We start from the raw sequence: 18,459 nt of genomic DNA, 5'->3' as shown, positions 1-18,459 counted from the left end.
TGGAGAGATAGAAAGAAAAACTGCATAAGATGCAGGTAAGGAGATAATAGAAATGAAGAAAGTGGAAGATTACGTAAGAAGTATCCCGGATTTCCCGGAGGAAGGTATTATCTTTAGGGATATCACAAGTGTACTGCAGGATGCGGACGGTCTGCAGCTGGCAGTGGATTCTATGCAGAATCTTGTAAAGGATTTGGATATAGATGTGGTTGTAGGCACAGAATCCAGAGGATTTATATTTGGCGTTCCCATTGCATACAATCTTCATAAGCCCTTTGTGCCGGTGCGCAAAAAAGGAAAGCTGCCCTGTGAGACACTGGCCATGGAGTATGATCTGGAATACGGCAGCGCAGAGATTGAAATTCATACAGATGCCATTAAACCCGGACAGAAGGTGGTGATCGTAGACGATCTTATCGCAACCGGAGGTACCATTGAAGCAGCCGTAAAGCTGGTGGAAGAGCTGGGAGGAGAAGTGGTAAAGATTATCTTTCTCATGGAGCTGGCAGGCTTAAAGGGCAGGGAGAGACTGAAGGGTTACGATGTAGCGTCTGTCATCTGTTATGACGGAAAATAAATTGGTAGGTGAGCAAACGAATGGAACATGAACACACATTAGATCGGGAAGAAAAGTTATATAAAATCAAAAAGGCAGACGAAAGCGTCAAGGCCATGGAAGATTTTACCAGCCCCTCAGTATTATATGAAGAGCTTATTTCCAGTGTCAGAAAATACCATCCGTCCACCGATATTACCATGATAGAGAAAGCCTATCAAATCGCCAGAGATGCTCATGAGGGGCAAGCTCGGAAGTCTGGAGAACCCTATATCATCCACCCTCTATGCGTGGCAATTATACTGGCTGACCTGGAGCTGGATAAGGAAACGATCGTTGCGGGCCTCCTGCACGACGTCGTGGAAGATACCGTAATGACCACGGAGGAAATCGTCCGGGAGTTTGGCGAAGAGGTAGCGCTTCTGGTGGATGGAGTTACAAAACTGGGACAGCTGTCCTACTCAGCCGACAAAGTGGAAGTGCAGGCAGAGAACCTTAGAAAGATGTTTCTGGCTATGGCCAAGGATATCCGGGTAATACTCATTAAACTGGCTGACCGTCTCCACAATATGCGGACCTTAAAGTATATGCCGGAGCACAAGCAGAAGGATAAGGCGAGAGAGACGATGGACATCTATGCACCCATTGCCCAGCGTCTTGGTATCTCTAAGATTAAGGTGGAGCTGGATGATCTGGCACTGAAATATCTCAAGCCGGAGGTCTACTATGACCTTGTGGAGAAGATCTCATTAAAAAAGAGCCAGAGAGAAGAGTTCGTGGGCAGTATTGTCGGCGAGGTCAAAAAGCATATTGAAGCAGCTAATATACATGCGCAGATAGACGGAAGAGTAAAACACTTTTTCAGCATCTATAAAAAGATGGTGAATCAGGATAAGACCCTGGATCAGATTTATGATCTCTTTGCGGTGCGTATCATAGTGGATACGGTCAAAGACTGCTATGCGGCTTTGGGAATTATACATGAGATGTATAAGCCGATTCCGGGAAGATTTAAAGATTATATCGCCATGCCGAAGCCTAATATGTACCAGTCATTACATACGACGCTGATAGGACCTACAGGACAGCCCTTTGAGATTCAGATTCGTACTTTTGAGATGCACCGGACGGCAGAGTATGGCATCGCCGCTCACTGGAAGTATAAAGAAGCTTCTGACGGCAAAAAAAGCGTGAGCCAGCAGGAAGAAGAGAAGCTGAGCTGGCTGCGGCAGATTCTGGAATGGCAGCGGGATATGTCGGATAACCGGGAATTTATGAGCCTTCTGAAAAGTGATTTAGACTTATTTGCAGAGAATGTATATTGTTTTACCCCTGCAGGAGATGTAAAAACCTTGCCTAACGGTTCCACGCCAATTGACTTTGCGTACAGCATTCACAGTGCGGTGGGCAATAAGATGGTGGGAGCCAGAGTGAACGGAAAGCTGGTCCCCATAGAATACGTTATTAAAAACGGGGACAGAATTGAAGTAATCACCTCACAGAATTCCAAGGGGCCCAGCAGGGACTGGCTGAAGGTAGTGAAAAGTACCCAGGCAAAAAACAAGATTAACCAATGGTTTAAACAAGAATTAAAGGAAGACAATATTTCCAAGGGCAAGGATATGCTGAGCCAATATGCCAAAGCCAAGGGTGTGGCTCTGGGCAGCCTTACGAAAAATAAATACATGGAATCTGTGATGCGCAAATACGGCTTCCGTGATTGGGATTCTGTACTGGCAGCCCTTGGGCATGGGGGACTGAAAGAGGGCCAGGTGCTGAATAAGCTCATGGAAAGCTATGAGAAAGAGCATAAAAAAGAGCTGACAGACGAACAGGTGCTGGAAGCGGCGGCGGAGGCCAAAGAAAAGCTGCCGGTGGGCAAGTCCAAAAATGGAATTGTGGTGAAAGGGATTCACGATGTGGCAGTACGCTTTTCCAAATGCTGCAGCCCAATACCGGGAGATGAAATTGTTGGCTTTGTCACCCGTGGGCGGGGGGTATCTATCCACCGCACGGACTGTGTGAATGTGCTGCACATGTCAGAGGCTGACAGGGCGCGTCTCATCGACGCGGAATGGCAGGTGCCGGACGTGGCCCATAGTGAGCTGTACACAGCTGAGATTAATGTGTACGCTACCAACAGGACAGGACTCCTGGTAGATATCTCACGAATCTTTACGGAGCGGAGAATTGACTTAAGCGCAGTGAATACCAGGACGACAAAGCAGGGGACGGCTACGATCAGTATGTCTTTTGATATCAGGAGCAAGGAAGAACTGCACAGTTTAGTTGAAAAAATCAGGCAGGTGGACAGTGTCATTGACATTGAGCGTACCACCGGTTAGGAGTTGCTATGGGAATGTTAGAGCTTAGGTATCTTCCTGTGGGTATGGGAGCGACCAATTGTTATTTAGTTATGAATAAAGATACCAGGGAGCTGGTGATTATAGATCCGGGGGATGACCCGGCAAAGATTAAACAGGCTGTATCAAAAATAGAGGGAAAGCCGGTGGCTGTTCTTCTGACACATGGTCACTACGATCACATGATGGCCTCAAATCAGGTAAAAAAAGAATATCATATTCCTATCTATGCGCCGAGGGCAGAACGGGAGGTTCTGGCAGATTCCGCCAAGAATCTGTCCGGAGGCTGGATGATGAAGCCCTACCATGTACAGACAGATTACTGGGCTGAGGATGGTGAGGTTCTGCATCTGGCAGGATTTGAGATTCGTATGATTCTTACTCCCGGGCACACGGAAGGGTCCTGCTGTTATTACATGGAAGAGGAACATGTGGTTTTCTGCGGGGATACTATCTTTCTGGAATCCTGTGGGAGAACAGACCTGCCTACGGGGGATATGTCGCAGATAAGAAAAAGTATTCACATAATCCTGGACACGGTTCCGGATGATACGGAACTGTATCCGGGTCACGGAGAAGCTACCACAGCAGCCCATGAAAAGGCTTTTAATCCCTTTGTGTAGGCCGGGGGACAGAAGATGACAGGAATCGAATTTAATGAGAGAGATTTTGAATATGATGTATATACGCTGGTGAAAGCCTTTTATCCCCGGGAAGAGCTTCGGATTTTCTATGAGGGGGAGGCAGAGAAGGAAGCAGAAAAGAAGCTGTGCCAGACCCTGCTTCAGGTATTATACCAGGAGGGAAAGGCATCATTATTCATCTATCAGGCAGGGCAATGCTCCGTTTCGGATGCCATTGCCCTGGATTGTGTAGACAGGAAAACAGCCAAAAACAGGCTGAAACAGATGGTGTACAGAAACCTGGCAAAGCTCACAGGCAGAGAACTTCCCTGGGGGGATCTTACCGGGATACGCCCGACCAAGATCGCCATGGGTCTGATTGAGTCAGGAATGTCCAATGCAGAGGCTGCTGACTTTATGCGCAAAAATTACTATACCAGCAATGAAAAGACAGCGCTGGCGATCACCATTGCAAACAGAGAAAGGGCGCTGCTTGCGCCTGTGGATTATGAAAACGGCTACAGCCTGTATATCGGCATCCCGTTCTGTCCGTCCATCTGTCTGTATTGTTCCTTCAGTTCTTATCCTCTGGAGCGGTGGAAGGACAGAGTAGACGAATATCTGGATGCCCTTTTCATGGAACTGGATTTTATCAGCGAGACCATGAAGAACCGAAGGCTGGATACGATTTATATAGGGGGAGGAACCCCCACTACACTCACCCCGGAACAGACAGAGCGCCTGCTTACTCATATAGAGCGCAGATTTCCTCTGGAGCAGGTAAAAGAATTCACAATAGAAGCAGGCAGACCTGACAGTATCACCCGGGAGAAGCTGGAGACTGTGCACAGATATCCGGTTACCAGGATCTCAGTGAATCCCCAGACCATGAACCAGAGAACCCTGGATCTCATTGGGAGAAAACATTCTGTGGAGGATATCCGGGAGGCATTTGCCCTGGCCAGGGCAACCGGATTTGACAATATCAACATGGACCTTATCGTCGGCCTGCCAGGGGAGACAAAGGATGATGTATCCTGTACGTTGAAGGAAGTGGAGAAACTTGCCCCGGACAGTTTAACCGTGCACTCCCTGGCAGTGAAAAGAGCTGCCCGTCTGAATATGTTTAAAGAACAGTATCAGGAGATGACATTTGAGAATAACCAGGAGATAATGGATATGGTGCAGGAATGTGCCAGAAACATGGGGATGGGGCCCTATTATCTTTACCGGCAGAAGAATATGACAGGTAATCTGGAAAATGTTGGGTATGCAAGGGTTGACAAAGCGGGAATATACAATATACTGATTATGGAAGAAAGGCAGACGATTATTGCTGCCGGAGCGGGAGCATCCACAAAGCTGGTATTCGACAGGGGCCGGCGCATTGAACGGGTGGAAAATGTGAAAGATGTAACCCATTATATTACCAGAATTGACGAGATGATTGAGAGAAAACGTGTGGGAATTGCCACTTATCTGCAGGAAGGAGAATTCAGATGACGGATTTCCGGCGGGAACAGGAACCTCATCATTTGATTAGTTTTGATCTGGAAGAAGAGATCGAACACGGTATCCGGGTGAGCAATCTGGCGTATCAGACAGCCCAGGGGCTTGGACTGGAGGAGGAAAAATCATATGAGCTGGCAGTTGCGGGGGTTCTCCATGACATCGGCAAGCTAAAGCTGGCAGGTTACATCGCAGGAATTGAAAACCCTCTGGTGGTGGAAGAACTGAAATATGTGCGGCTTCATTCTACCCTGAGCTACGAGATACTTAAGGAGAGAAACTATTCTCCTTTTATTTTGAGAAGTGTGTATTATCATCACGAGAATTTTGACGGATCCGGATATCCGGAGCATCTGGCAGGGGAGACCATACCTTTTGGGGCCAGAATTCTGAGAGTGTGCGATGTCTTTGCGGCTCTGACTACAGATCGACCGTACCGAAAAAAGTTTGATAAATATACGGCGCTGGAAATGATGATTGACGAAGTAAAGAATTATGACATGCTGATTTTTCTGACCTTTCAGAAGATTGTGCATGAAGAATTTTAAACATGAAAGAGAGGAGAACAACTATGGCATTAAAAAAGAAACCGGTCACCGGGATGAAGGATATCCTGCCAAAAGAAATGGAGATCCGCGATTATGTGATCCGCATGATTAAAGATACGTATAAGAGCTTCGGGTTTCTGTCCCTTGAAACCCCCTGTGTAGAACATATAGAGAATCTATCCAGTAAACAGGGAGGAGAAAACGAAAAATTAATCTTTAAAATCCTGAAAAGAGGGGAAAAACTGAAGCTGGAGACTGCAGCCTGTGAGGCGGATCTTGTGGACGGAGGACTTCGCTACGATCTTACCGTACCTCTCTCCAGGTTTTATTCCAACAATGCCAATGAACTGCCGTCTCCCTTTAAAGCTCTGCAGATGGGGAATGTGTGGAGGGCTGACCGCCCCCAGAGAGGGCGCTTCCGCCAATTTATGCAGTGCGATATAGACATACTGGGGGAACCGACGGTTTTAGCGGAGATTGAGCTGATTCTTGCCACTTCTACTCTTATCGGAAAGCTGGATTTTGAGAACTTTACAATCCGTATCAACGATCGGAAGATTCTGAAGGCAATGGCTGCCTACAGCGGATTCCCAGAGGAAAGCTATGACACAGTATTTATTATCCTGGATAAGATGGACAAGATAGGGGCTGAGGGCGTGGCCCGGGAGCTGGAAAACGAAGGATTCCCGGTGGAGGGAATTCATAAATATCTGGATCTTTTTCAGGAGATCACCAGTGATATCCGTGGCGTCCGGTACTGTAAAGAAAAGCTGGAGGGATATCTGGATGCATCAACTGCGGAAGATATGGAAACAATTATTACCAGCGTTGATGCTGCTAAGACAGCGAATTTTCAAATCCAGTTCGATCCTACGCTGGTGCGGGGCATGTCTTATTACACAGGCCCTATTTTTGAGATCTCTATCGACGGGTTCGGCGGCTCTGTGGGCGGGGGCGGACGCTATGATGAGATGATTGGAAAATTTACTGGAAATCAGACATGTGCCTGCGGATTCTCTATTGGTTTTGAGCGTATTGTTATGCTGCTTCTGGAGCGGGAATACCAGGTTCCCCAGGGAGAAGGGAAAAAGGCGTATCTGATTGAAAAAGGAATGCCCGCGGAAGGTATGGTAAAGCTTCTTGCCCAGGCGGCGAAGGAGCGCCAGGCAGGCATACAGGTATCTGTTTCCATGATGAAAAAAAATAAGAAATTCCAAAAAGAACAGCTGATGCAGGAAGGCTATCAGGAGATTGAAGAGTTCTTCAAGGACAGAGTATAGAGGAGAATAGGATTATGGCAGAATCAATGAAGGGATTAAAGAGAACCCACAGATGTACAGAAGTCTCCAAAGCAAATATTGGAGAGACAGTGACCCTAATGGGATGGGTTCAGAAAAACAGGAATAAAGGAGGCATTATCTTTCTGGACCTCAGGGATCGATCCGGGATTGTACAGGTGATTTTTGAGGAGGGCAGCATTGATGCCGCCGGATTTGAGAAGGCAGGGAGACTGAGAAGTGAGTTCGTAGTTGCTGTGGTGGGAAAAGTAGAGGCCCGTTCCGGAGCGGTAAATGAAAAGATGGCCACGGGAGAGATTGAGATTCGTGCAAAACAGCTCCGTGTGCTCTCTGAAGCTGAGACTCCCCCGTTCCCGGTGGAAGAGGAGAGCAAAACAAAGGAAGAACTGCGCCTGAAATACCGCTATCTGGATCTGCGCCGTCCGGATCTTCAGAGGAATCTTATGATGCGCAGCCGTGTGGCTATGCTTACCCGCCGCTTTCTGGAAGAGGAGGGTTTCCTGGAGATAGAAACACCGGTTCTCGGGAAGAGCACTCCGGAAGGTGCCAGAGACTATCTGGTTCCCAGCCGTGTTCACCCGGGCAATTTTTACGGACTTCCCCAGTCACCGCAGCTCTACAAGCAGCTTCTTATGTGCTCTGGCTATGACCGTTATTTCCAGATTGCAAAATGCTTCCGGGACGAGGACCTGCGTGCGGACCGTCAGCCTGAGTTTACCCAGATCGATATGGAGCTGTCTTTTGTTGACGTGGACGATGTAATCGATGTAAATGAAAGAATGCTGGCGTATCTCTTCAGAGAGGTACTGGGCGTGGAAGTTCCTCTTCCCATACAGCGGATGACCTGGCAGGAAGCCATGGACCGATTCGGATCCGACAAACCGGATCTCCGGTTTGGCATGGAGCTTACGGATGTTTCAGAAGCTGTAAAAGGCTGTGAATTTGCCGTGTTTAAGAATGCACTGGAAGCCGGAGGCAGCGTGCGGGGAATCAACGCTAAAGGGCAGGGAGGCATGCCCAGAAAGAAGATAGACAAGCTGGTGGATTATGCAAAAGATTACGGGGCAAAGGGGCTGGCTTATATTGCGCTTCAGGAGGATGGGAGCGTAAAATCTTCCTTTGCTAAATTTATGAAGGAAGAGGAAATGGCGGGACTGATCGCCGCTTTAGAGGGTAAGCCCGGAGATCTGCTTCTCTTTGCCGCCGATAAAAACAAGGTGGTTTGGGATGTCCTTGGGGCTCTTCGGCTGGAACTGGCCCGGCAGATGGAGCTTTTGGATAAGGAGGAGTACCGTTTTGTGTGGATTACAGAATTTCCGCTGCTGGAATGGTCAGAGGAACAGAATCGCTTTACTGCCATGCATCATCCCTTTACCATGCCAATGGAAGAGGATCTGCCCATGATAAAGACTAATCCGGGGGCTGTGAGGGCAAAGGCATACGATATTGTGTTAAATGGAACAGAGCTGGGCGGCGGAAGCGTCAGAATCTTCCAGAATGACGTTCAGGAAATGATGTTTGAGGCTCTTGGATTCACAAAGGAAGAAGCTTACGAGCGCTTTGGCTTTCTTCTGGATGCCTTCAAATACGGGGTGCCTCCTCATGCAGGCCTTGCCTACGGCCTCGACCGTATGGTCATGCTGATGGCAAAAGAGGACAGCATCCGGGACGTTATCGCATTTCCCAAAGTAAAAGATGCCTCCTGCCTTATGACCCAGGCACCCGGTGAGGTGGATGAGGTACAGCTGAGAGAGCTGGGACTGAAGATAGACAGGGCAGAAGGACAGACAGAACAATAAACAGGAGGTCAACTATGAGGAATACACAGTTAGGGCGGGTTTGGATTGCAGGGGCTGACGGAAGGGTGGCAAGAGAATTTGTAAAACTCTTAGATACCAGGGAGACAGAGCTTTTTCTTACAGACCGGGAAGACAGGGACGTTTCGGATGCCGATGGCGTAAACATGTTTGCAGAAATGAATCGGCCGGATGTTATCATTAACTGTGCAGGAATCACAGATGTACAGCTCTGCGAAACAGAGCCGGAACTTGCTTACCGCGTGAATGCGCTGGGAGCCAGGAATCTGGCAGTGGCGGCAAGGAGGGTAAATGCCCGCATTGTCCAGCTGTCCACAGACGATGTTTTTGACGGAAAGACGGATACTTATTACAGCGAATTTGATCAGCCGGCTCCTTTTACCGTGTACGGCAAATCTAAGCTGGCTGGAGAGAACTTTGTGAAGGATCTGGCGCCTAAACATTTAATCATCCGCAGTTCCTGGGTATACGGCGAGGGAAAAAATTTTGTTAATGACCTGCTGGAGTCGGCGAGGGGAGAGAAAGAGATCCTGGTTCCTGAGAATCAGGTGGCGGCCCCCACCAGCGCTCTGGAGGTGGCGAAGTGTATCCTGCGGCTTCTGACAGAGGAGGCATACGGAACCTATCACGCTGTCTGCAGCGGATCCTGCAGCAGATATGAATTTGCTGCTAAGATCCTGCAGCTTGCAGGGCTTGAGGCCAGGATCATTCCTGCTTTCTCCGATGACTTACCTGATATATCCATGCGACCTGCCCGCTCGGTGCTCTATAATATGATGCTGCGCATCAGCTGCATGGAGACCCCTGTGAGCTGGCAGGAAGCGCTGGAAACCTATATACGCAGCTTGAAAAACTAATGTATCAGGAAAATGAGGAGATTGTATATGAATGCAAAGAAAGAGAGAAAGAAACCGGGACTGACTACGGTTATATTTATCGCTTTGATTCTGGGGGCTGCTGCCGGTATTCTGATCCATTATTTTTTCCCGGAAGGGAACCTCAGAGATAACATCATTGTGGGCGGTGTTTTTGAAGTGATTGGAACCGGATTTATCCGGGGGATGCAGATGCTGGTGGTACCGCTGGTACTCTGCTCTCTGATCTGCGGGAGCATGGCCATAGGAGATACAAAGAAGCTGGGAAAAGTCGGTGTAAAGACCATGGCCTTCTATCTGGCAACCACAGCACTGGCGATCTCTATTGCCCTTGGCATTGCGAATCTGATCAATCCGGGCGTGGGACTGGATATCACATCAGTTCAGGCACAGGAGACCCAGATGGCAGAGGCCTCCAGTCTGACAGATACACTGCTGAATATTATTCCCAAGAATCCCATCCAGTCTCTTGCCGAGGGAAATATGCTGCAGATCATATTTTTTGCGCTGATTGTGGGCGTTCTTCTGGCAAAACGGGGTGAAAAAGCGGAAGGGCTGGCTAACCTGTTCAGCCAGGGAAATGACCTGATGATGGATATGACCATGGCGGTGATGAAAGTGGCACCTATCGGTGTGTTCTGCCTGATTGCCAAAACATTTGCCAATATAGGGTTTGATGCCTTTGTGCCTATGCTGAAATACATGGCCGCGGTGCTGGCGGCGCTGGCTCTGCAGTGTTTTGGAGTCTACCAAATCTTTTTGAAGGTATTTACTGGTCTGAATCCTATTAAGTTTGTGAAAAAATTTCTGCCTGTGATGGGGTTTGCTTTTTCTACCGCGACCTCAAACGCAACAATTCCCTTGTCTATTGATACCCTTGCCAAAAAGATGGGGGTTTCCAGACGTATTTCCTCTTTTACGGTTCCCCTTGGGGCCACCATCAATATGGACGGAACTGCTATTATGCAGGGCGTTGCCGTGGTGTTTGTAGCACAGGCTTTCCATATCAGCCTGACGCCTGTGGACTATCTGACGGTTATTGCCACAGCAACCCTGGCAAGCGTAGGGACTGCCGGAGTGCCGTCTGTGGGATTGGTCACTCTGTCTATGGTATTTACTTCTGTGGGACTTCCGGTTGAGGGAATCGGACTTATTATGGGAATCGACCGTATCCTGGATATGACCAGAACGGCCGTAAATATCACGGGGGATGCTGTCTGCACAACCATCGTTGCCAGTCAGGACAAAGCACTGGACAGAGATGTATTCAATGCAGCGGGTTAATGGAGGAAGACAGATATGGAACTGACAGTTACTGCTTTTCTGATTGTGTGTCCCCTTATATTTTTGGCCAGTTTTGTAGATGCAGTAGCAGGCGGAGGAGGCCTCATCTCCCTGCCTGCTTATTTTCTGGCCGGTGTGCCCATACACAATGCCATAGCTACCAACAAATTATCCTCTGCCGCAGGCACCTGCATCTCTACCTGGAGATTCTGTAAAAATAAATACGCGGATCTCCGCCTGGCAATCCCTTCTGTTTTGGTGGCTTTGGCAGGATCCGCTCTGGGAGCCAACATTGCGCTCATAACCAGCGACAAAATCCTGAAAATCACCCTTCTGGCAGTCCTGCCCGTGGCAGCTTTTTACGTGTTCCGCAGCAAAGATATGGAACGAAAATCCTCCGTGCCAATCAAAGGGAAGGCAAAATACGCAATCGTAATCACAGCGTCCTTTGTGATCGGCGCCTACGACGGCTTCTACGGTCCTGGAACGGGCACCTTCCTGATCCTCATCTATACAGGAATGGCCCGTATGGACATAAAAACAGCCGCCGGCAACACCAAACTGGTAAACCTTGCCTCCAACATGGCCGCCCTTGCCACCTTCCTCCTCCACGGCAAGATCATCTTCCCTCTGGGACTGGCCGCCTCCGTCTTCAGCATAGCCGGCCACTACCTGGGCTCCGGAATGGTCATGAAAAACGGCACCAAAATCGTAAGACCCATCATTCTGGCGGTACTGGCACTCTTATTCATAAAAATAATCACGGGAATGTAGATTAGAAAAAGAAAACATCCTTAAATATACAGAAACGAACAATCGACTCAGAAAAGGTACTACATACCAAATATCCCACCAATTTTACAGAATGTGAATTGAGACAGTACCAGGAGAATGGATGTGTGATTGGAGGAGACAAGGCCAGGAGCCGCGCCCTCTGATATGCGCAGACTACGCAGCGCGTCCTAAGATCCACTGCCACCGTACACTTAGAATCGACGGCTCTCCGGAGATTCTTAGTGATCGGTAGGCAGTTAGCTTAGGAGAAGCGCAGTAGCAAGCATATCAGAGGGCGCGGCTCCTGGCCTTGTCTCCTCCAATCACACATCCATTCTCCGTCCGACAGCCGTACATCATTTCACATCACTGGAAATCTCCTTCACTGCCTCTCCCATCCCCCCAAGAATAGCCTGTGCCACATCTTCATTCATCTGCAGCTTCCAGCTTGTCCCGTCATTGATAAGAGTGAGATCCAGCTTTGTAGAGGAAGCACTTTTGTTGGCCTTTATAGAATTCAGCAGAAGCTGGCTGGATTTCTTCAGCCGTCCGCTCTCACCATCCGCAAAGGCCTGGGAGGAGTTGAGATAGGAGTCCAGTTTTTTCTCGTAGGAGTTCAGAATGCTCTTGGCATCATAGCTGGTAATCTCTGCGGTTACAGTAGCAGTATGACCGTCATCGGATTCTTTTAAGATATGATAATCAAAATGATCGCTGATCTGATTCGTCAGCTCTTGGGTGAGAGAACGGCTGTAGGCGTCATCTGCATCAAACAAGGTGTCTATCCCCAGATAACGGTTCAGCTGTTCCGTGTCAAATTCCTTCAAAGTATCAAAATGAATCTCCACAATTTCTTCCGGGGTAAAAAGGTTAGGATCCTGAAGGTAAGACACAAAACCTCCTACCAGCTGATCGTCCAGACGGCTGCTGTGCTCCAGTTTCCAGGTATTATTTTCCTTAGATAACTTCAGAGTACAGTTATTCTCCACAGTGTCGTATTGGTTCTCATCTAACAGCTCACCCAGGAGAAGATAGTAGTCTTCCAGGGAATACTCCACGCCTTCCGGGTTGGCAGAGCTGGCGATGCGTTTTTTCATGGAGGCCCGGGAATAGTCCTTTGCCAGTGTTTCGGCGTCTATGGTGTTCAGACGGACCGTCACTCTGGCAGTCTGGTCCTTCACCTGAATGTCCAGGATTTTATAGGAAAAGTTCGCATAAAACCGGGAGAATATATTTTTGATTTTTGAGGAAACTTCCTGATGGATTTCCCCTGAAGGGTAAAGATCCTCATAGGAAATATACTTCTCAATGGTTTTATCATCCAGATCCTTTAACAAATCCAGCTCTCTGGTAGCGGCAGCCTTTACCTGACTTTTTTCTGACTTTTGACATCCCCCAAAAAGGCAGACAAAAGTCAGGAGCAACAGTGTAAAAAGCAATAGTTTTCTGCTGTATTTCATGCATTTTCTCCAATTTGCTGTTTTATTTTTATTCATATAGTTTATCAGATAAGGGAAAAAAGTCAACTAAGCAATTATAAGGTGTGAATCGTATGCGCAAAAGAAAGGACGGCTGCACATAAGCAGCAGTATTCTGGAAACCCTAACAATACGGCATACAGAATTAAAGAATATTTAAGAAAATTACATAGAGAAGTTAATAAGACTTTGCTATACTGTATAAAATATTTTTGTTTATCCTAAATTCACAGTGAAATATATTAAATATAAGGAAGATGGAGGATGATGTATGAAAAAGAAAATCCTAATTGCGGTGTCTGCAGCTGCAGCCGTATGTGTGATAGCCGGGGCCTTCTGGCTGCTTCGGGGAAGGGACAAGGGGAAGAATACAGACGAGCTGGTGTATGTGGAGAAGGTCTCTGATCTGATGGGACTGGGCAGCGGCATGGGGAACCCCGGAAGGTTCTCCGGTGTGGTAGAATCTCAGGAAACCTGGGAGATACAGCAGAAGCAGGACAAAACCATCAAAGAGATATTGGTGGAAGTGGGGGAAGATGTAGATGTGGGAACGCCCCTTCTGACTTATGATACCGCAACCATGGAGACTGACTTAAAGCAGGCGGAGCTGGAACTGGAACGCTTTGACAACGATATTACAAACCTGAACAATCAGATTAAGCAGCTGGAAAAAGAGAAAAAGGAAGCCAGTGATGATGAAAAATTATCTTACACAACCCAGATTCAGACGGCTCAGACAGACATAAAGAAGACGGAATATGAGAAAAAAAGTAAGTCAGTTGAGATTGAGCAGATGAAGGAACAGATTGCTAATGCTACGGTAACCAGTGAGATAAAAGGTGTAGTAAAATCCATCAACAATGGAGAAAGCCAGGATATGACAGGAGGGGAAAGCCAGGCGCTTATGACCATTCTTGCCACTGGGGATTTTAGGATCAAGGGCAAGGTAAACGAACAAAATCTCTCAGCCGTGACAGAAGGGGAACCGGCAATCGTCCGCTCCCGTGTAGATGACAAGCGGATATGGAACGGGACTTTTGGGAAGATTGATGTGGACAATCCTGCTTCCAGCAACAATTCCGGAATGTATGGCATGGGGATGTCTTCTGAGGGTGCCTCGGATCAATCAGCCTCTACTTCCTATTATTTTTATGTGGAATTAGAGTCCTCCGACGGACTGCTTCTGGGCCAGCATGTCTATATAGAACAGAATGCCGGACAGGAAGAACAAAAGGAAGGGGTATGGCTGGATGCTTCTTTTATAGCAGATCTTGACAGCAAACCATACGTGTGGGCAGATAACGGCAAAGAAAAGCTGGAAAAGAGAAGCGTGGTGCTGGGCGAGTTCGATGAAGCGCTGAATCAGTATGAAATTAAAGACGGACTGTCCAGGGAGGATGCAGTGGCGTTCCCCCAGGAAACTTTGAAGGAGGGAGCGCCTACTACGGACAGCCCTGCCGCTTTGATGAATGAGGGCGATATGTCAGCACCTGCAGAGGGGGACATGCCTGTGGAAGAAGGAATACCTTCCGACGAGGGAATGCCTTCCGAGGAACCCATACCTTCGGATGATATGACCGAAAGTCCGGACGGAGAGGAAGGTGCTGTCGCCCAATGATACTTGAGTTAAAAGAAATCTGTAAAGATTATATGCAGGGCAAGATGACAATCCCTGTGCTTAAAAATGTAAACTTCACCATGAAAGAAGGAGAATATACGGCCATTATGGGGCCTTCCGGCTCTGGGAAAACGACTTTGATGAATATTATCGGATGCCTTGATAAAGCTACCAGCGGAGCTTTCTTCCTGGATGGAGTAGATATTAACAGTTGTTCAGACAACGCCATGTCAGATATCCGTCTGAATAAGATAGGGTTTGTTTTTCAGAGTTTTCAGCTTCTGCCCAGGCAGAGTGCTCTGGAGAATGTGGAGCTTCCTCTGAGTTATGCAGGCGTTGGGCGCAGAGAGAGACGGGAAAAGGCGATCGCCGCGCTGACCCGCGTTGGGCTGGAGGACAGAGTGGACTTTAAGCCTACTCAGCTTTCCGGCGGACAGAAACAGCGGGTTGCCATTGCCCGGGCTATGGTCAATAATCCAAAGATACTGTTGGCAGATGAGCCCACCGGTGCGCTGGACTCCAGATCCGGGGAACAGGTCATGGAACTTTTCGGACGCCTGAACCAAGAGGGGGTTACTATCTTAATGATTACCCACGATGCGGGGATTGCGTCTTATGCCCAGCGGGTCGTAACCATCAAAGACGGTATCCTGGCGGAAGAGGAGGGCAGAGAATGAAAAAGAGACTGGTCTTAGTGATAGGGGGAATCGCAGGAGTCTGCGTGGCAGCTGTGGGTATCTGGCTCGGCTACGGCAAAATGAGTAAATCAACGGTAAAGGTATACAATGTCAGTGATTTGGCCCAGGGCTACTGGGGAGATCCCATGAGCCTTAACGGAATAATCTCCTCCGATGTCTCCCAGGATGTACATCTGACGGACAAGCAGATTGTAGAAGAGGTTTACGTGAGTGAGGGAGACCAGGTAGATGTGGGCGACCCTTTGCTCTCCTATGATATGACCCTTGTGAATATAGAACTGGAAGTTGAAAAACTAAATAAAGAAGGGATGGAGATCCAAAAGAAGGGAACGGAGCAGGAAATTGAAAAGCTGAAGAAGCAAAAGCCTGTGCCGGAATCCTCAAAAATTTCTTCCCCGGGGAAAGACGAGACAGAAGGCGCAGCCCAAACCACATCCTTCTCAGGGGTGAGCGGCGGATTTACCCGTCTCTCCGGAAGCTCTGCAATGGAGCCAAAGACAGGTGCACCGGGAGAAGAAGACAAGGATGAAAAAGAGCCCGGGACAGGAACACCGGATCCGGGAACACCAGACCCGGGACAGGAACCCGATAAGGAGGAACCGCCCAAAGAAGAGGTCAAGACAGAGGCTTTGGAGCGCATTGATGAGCATTCCAAGCCCTACAAAGGAAGTGGGACAAAAGAGGATCCTTTTGTCTATCTGTGCAAAGAAAATCCCATTCTCATGGGTTCCCTTCTGAACATGCTGGGAGGCTTCGGGGAAGGTGATACCAAGACACTTCCCGAACAGTATGCCCAGTTGGAAATACGGGAAGGTGATACGGTGGACGGACTGCTTTTGACGGCCCTCTACCTGGATGGAAGAAAGATTGTGGAAAAATGTATGCCGGAGGAAGAATATCAGATCCGCCTCAGTGCCGTAAAGGGAGAAGAGCCGGAAGAGAATCCTAAAGGAGATGAATTTTATGATATCGGCGATGAGATTCCCCAGGATGATATCATTGCGGGCTATACCAAGGCAGAACTGGAAAAAGCGATCCAGGAAAAACAAAAGGACCTGAAAAAGCTGGAGCTGGATATCAAAGAAAGTGACCTGAAAATACAGAAGATCAGCGGCAAGCTGGAGAATCAGACCATTAAAAGCACGATTAAAGGTACGGTGAAAGCGGTAGGCGATCCTGAGAAGGGTGAAACAGACGGCAAACCATTTATTCAGGTGGTAAGCAGTGAAGGCCTTTATGTAAGGGGAAGCATCAGTGAGCTTCTTTTGGATAAAGTAAAGCCGGGACAGATGCTGACGGGAAGCTCGATGGAGACAGGGACTCCTTTTGAGGCGGAGATAAAGGAAATTTCCCCGTATCCGGCCAGCAGCAACTATTTTGGGGGCGGCGGCAACAGCAACGTATCTTACTATCCTTTTACTGCCTATATTGCCCAGGCAGAGGGATTAAAAAATCAGGAATATGTCAGTCTTCAAGCTGAGATAGACACCGGTGCGGGTGCGGATGCCCTGTATCTTCAAAAGCCCTTTGTGAGAACGGAGGACGGGAAAAGCTATGTATACTGTTCTGTCAAAGGAAGGCTGAAAAAACAGGAGATCATCACAGGCAAGACGCTGTGGGGATCTCTCATAGAGATAAAAAGCGGCCTCACAAGAGAGGATAAGGTAGCCTTTCCCTATGGAAAAGGGGTAAAGGAGAATGCCAGAACAAAGGATGCGTCCATTGATGAACTTTATTATTAAGAGGAGGTAAGTTATGCTGGAAAACATAAGATTGTCCTTTCAGGGCATCTGGTCACATAAAATGCGCTCCTTTCTGACAATGCTGGGCATTATCATAGGAATTGCATCTATTATTTCGATTGTTTCAACTATTAAGGGAACTAACGAGCAGATCAAACAGAACCTGATTGGATCTGGCAACAACACCGTGGATGTAACACTGAATCAGGGAGATTATCCCTATGAAATGGGATATAATGATATTCCTGCAGGAGTTCCTGTGATCACTCCTGAGGTAAAAGAGGAAATCCTGAATCTGGATGAGGTGGAAAAGGCTTCTCTGTATCAGAGCAGGACCTATGCAGATGGGATTTATTATCAGAACAATGGCCTGGAAGGGGGGAAGGTACTGGGGATTGACAAAGATTACCTGGATACCTGCGGATACCAAATCATTCAGGGCAGAGGGTTTACGGAGAAGGACTACCGACAGTTCGGCAAAGTGGTTCTTTTGGATGAGGACTCCAAAAACAGTCTGTTCCAGGATGAACAGCCCTTGGGGAAGACCGTAGAGATACAGGGTGAGCCTTTTACTGTGGTCGGTGTGGTAAAGAAAACCAATGCTTTTGAGCCGGTGATTAATTCTATGGAGGATTACTATAATTATAATCAGGAGAGCAGCGGTGTGGTGATGATGCCCGATGCCGCCTGGCCTGTGGTATACCGATACGATGAGCCCCAGAACGTAATTGTGAAGGCCCCGGACACGGAAACTATGAGCAGTGCAGGCAGAAAAACAGCGGATCTGCTCAATGGGTATCTGTTTGACAGCACCGGAGAGATTAAGTATAAAGCGGCAGATCTATTGGAAAAAGCCAAAAATCTCCAGGAAGTCAGCGCTAATACAAACCGCCAGCTTCTCTGGATAGCCAGTATCTCTCTTTTGGTAGGGGGGATCGGTGTTATGAATATCATGCTGGTATCTGTGACAGAACGCACCAGCGAGATTGGTCTGAAAAAGGCGATAGGTGCTCGGAAAAATAAGATTCTTGCACAGTTTCTGACAGAGGCCGCGGTACTTACCAGTATCGGGGGGCTTCTGGGAATCCTTGCAGGTGTTGTTCTGGCCCAGGCAATCTCCAAGATGTCTCAGACGCCGGTTGCCATCAGCCCTCCGGCCATCGTGGGCTCGGTAATTTTTTCTATGGTGATCGGAATTGTCTTCGGACTTCTCCCTTCTGTGAAAGCTGCAAATCTGAATCCGATAGATGCACTGCGCAGAGAATAGGAAAGACCT

At 48.1% G+C, this 18,459-nt stretch carries 15 protein-coding genes; 14 read left to right on the top strand and 1 reads right to left on the bottom strand.

The window, feature by feature from the left end:
* Positions 1-52 precede the first annotated feature (52 nt).
* From ACGHCT_RS15560 to ACGHCT_RS15515, 10 genes are read left to right on the top strand one after another with little or no spacing between them, the layout of a single operon-like run.
* Complete coding sequence (locus ACGHCT_RS15560; RefSeq protein ID WP_072848098.1) at positions 53-577, top strand: adenine phosphoribosyltransferase; 525 nt, start codon at positions 53-55, stop codon at positions 575-577.
* 20 nt (positions 578-597) lie between these two features.
* Entirely contained in the window at positions 598-2,901 is a 2,304-nt protein-coding gene (locus tag ACGHCT_RS15555) for a bifunctional (p)ppGpp synthetase/guanosine-3',5'-bis(diphosphate) 3'-pyrophosphohydrolase (RefSeq protein ID WP_072848097.1), read from the top strand.
* Positions 2,902-2,909: 8 nt separating this feature from the next.
* Positions 2,910-3,542, top strand: a complete 633-nt coding sequence (locus ACGHCT_RS15550; RefSeq protein WP_154259456.1) for an MBL fold metallo-hydrolase — start codon at positions 2,910-2,912, stop codon at positions 3,540-3,542.
* A gap of 15 nt (positions 3,543-3,557) precedes the next feature.
* The gene (hemZ, locus tag ACGHCT_RS15545) at positions 3,558-5,045 is read left to right on the top strand and encodes a coproporphyrinogen dehydrogenase HemZ (protein ID WP_390436702.1); all 1,488 of its coding nucleotides are present in this window, start codon (positions 3,558-3,560) and stop codon (positions 5,043-5,045) included.
* Positions 5,042-5,599 carry an HD-GYP domain-containing protein gene (locus ACGHCT_RS15540; protein WP_072848091.1) on the top strand — a complete coding sequence of 186 codons (558 nt, stop codon included), beginning with the start codon at positions 5,042-5,044 and terminating at the stop codon, positions 5,597-5,599. Before hemZ ends, ACGHCT_RS15540 begins: the two co-directional genes overlap by 4 nt.
* Positions 5,600-5,622: 23 nt before the next feature.
* Positions 5,623-6,879, top strand: a complete 1,257-nt coding sequence (hisS, locus tag ACGHCT_RS15535; RefSeq protein ID WP_072848089.1) for a histidine--tRNA ligase — start codon at positions 5,623-5,625, stop codon at positions 6,877-6,879.
* Between the two features lie 14 nt (positions 6,880-6,893).
* A complete protein-coding gene (aspS, locus tag ACGHCT_RS15530; protein WP_072848087.1) occupies positions 6,894-8,696 on the top strand; it encodes an aspartate--tRNA ligase in 1,803 nt (600 codons plus the stop codon).
* 14 nt (positions 8,697-8,710) lie between these two features.
* Complete coding sequence (rfbD, locus tag ACGHCT_RS15525; protein ID WP_072848086.1) at positions 8,711-9,571, top strand: dTDP-4-dehydrorhamnose reductase; 861 nt, start codon at positions 8,711-8,713, stop codon at positions 9,569-9,571.
* A gap of 27 nt (positions 9,572-9,598) precedes the next feature.
* The gene (locus ACGHCT_RS15520; protein WP_390436700.1) at positions 9,599-10,873 is read left to right on the top strand and encodes a dicarboxylate/amino acid:cation symporter; all 1,275 of its coding nucleotides are present in this window, start codon (positions 9,599-9,601) and stop codon (positions 10,871-10,873) included.
* Positions 10,874-10,888: 15 nt separating this feature from the next.
* Positions 10,889-11,647 carry a TSUP family transporter gene (locus tag ACGHCT_RS15515; protein ID WP_072848082.1) on the top strand — a complete coding sequence of 253 codons (759 nt, stop codon included), beginning with the start codon at positions 10,889-10,891 and terminating at the stop codon, positions 11,645-11,647.
* A 356-nt stretch (positions 11,648-12,003) separates the two neighbouring features.
* Here ACGHCT_RS15515 and ACGHCT_RS15510 read toward each other — a convergent pair whose 3' ends face one another.
* Positions 12,004-13,107: a hypothetical protein gene (locus ACGHCT_RS15510; RefSeq protein ID WP_390436699.1), complete on the bottom strand. Its 1,104-nt coding sequence runs from the start codon at positions 13,105-13,107 to the stop codon at positions 12,004-12,006.
* A gap of 289 nt (positions 13,108-13,396) precedes the next feature.
* Between ACGHCT_RS15510 and ACGHCT_RS15505 the strand changes: the two genes are divergently transcribed.
* The 4 genes from ACGHCT_RS15505 to ACGHCT_RS15490 are packed head-to-tail and all read left to right on the top strand — an operon-like array spanning position 13,397 to position 18,450.
* Positions 13,397-14,743 (top strand): efflux RND transporter periplasmic adaptor subunit, encoded by a 1,347-nt coding sequence (locus tag ACGHCT_RS15505; protein WP_390436697.1) that lies wholly within the window; start codon positions 13,397-13,399, stop codon positions 14,741-14,743.
* Positions 14,740-15,420, top strand: a complete 681-nt coding sequence (locus ACGHCT_RS15500; protein WP_390436695.1) for an ABC transporter ATP-binding protein — start codon at positions 14,740-14,742, stop codon at positions 15,418-15,420. Before ACGHCT_RS15505 ends, ACGHCT_RS15500 begins: the two co-directional genes overlap by 4 nt.
* Positions 15,417-17,183, top strand: a complete 1,767-nt coding sequence (locus ACGHCT_RS15495) for a hypothetical protein (RefSeq protein WP_390436694.1) — start codon at positions 15,417-15,419, stop codon at positions 17,181-17,183. The genes ACGHCT_RS15500 and ACGHCT_RS15495 overlap by 4 nt, the downstream gene beginning before the upstream one ends.
* A gap of 13 nt (positions 17,184-17,196) precedes the next feature.
* The gene (locus ACGHCT_RS15490; protein WP_072848072.1) at positions 17,197-18,450 is read left to right on the top strand and encodes an ABC transporter permease; all 1,254 of its coding nucleotides are present in this window, start codon (positions 17,197-17,199) and stop codon (positions 18,448-18,450) included.
* Positions 18,451-18,459 lie beyond the last annotated feature (9 nt).

This window comes from Lactonifactor longoviformis (genome assembly GCF_042848515.1).
Taxonomy (GTDB): domain Bacteria; phylum Bacillota; class Clostridia; order Lachnospirales; family Lachnospiraceae; genus Lactonifactor; species Lactonifactor longoviformis.
This window is presented reverse-complemented; position numbering and strand designations above follow the sequence as displayed.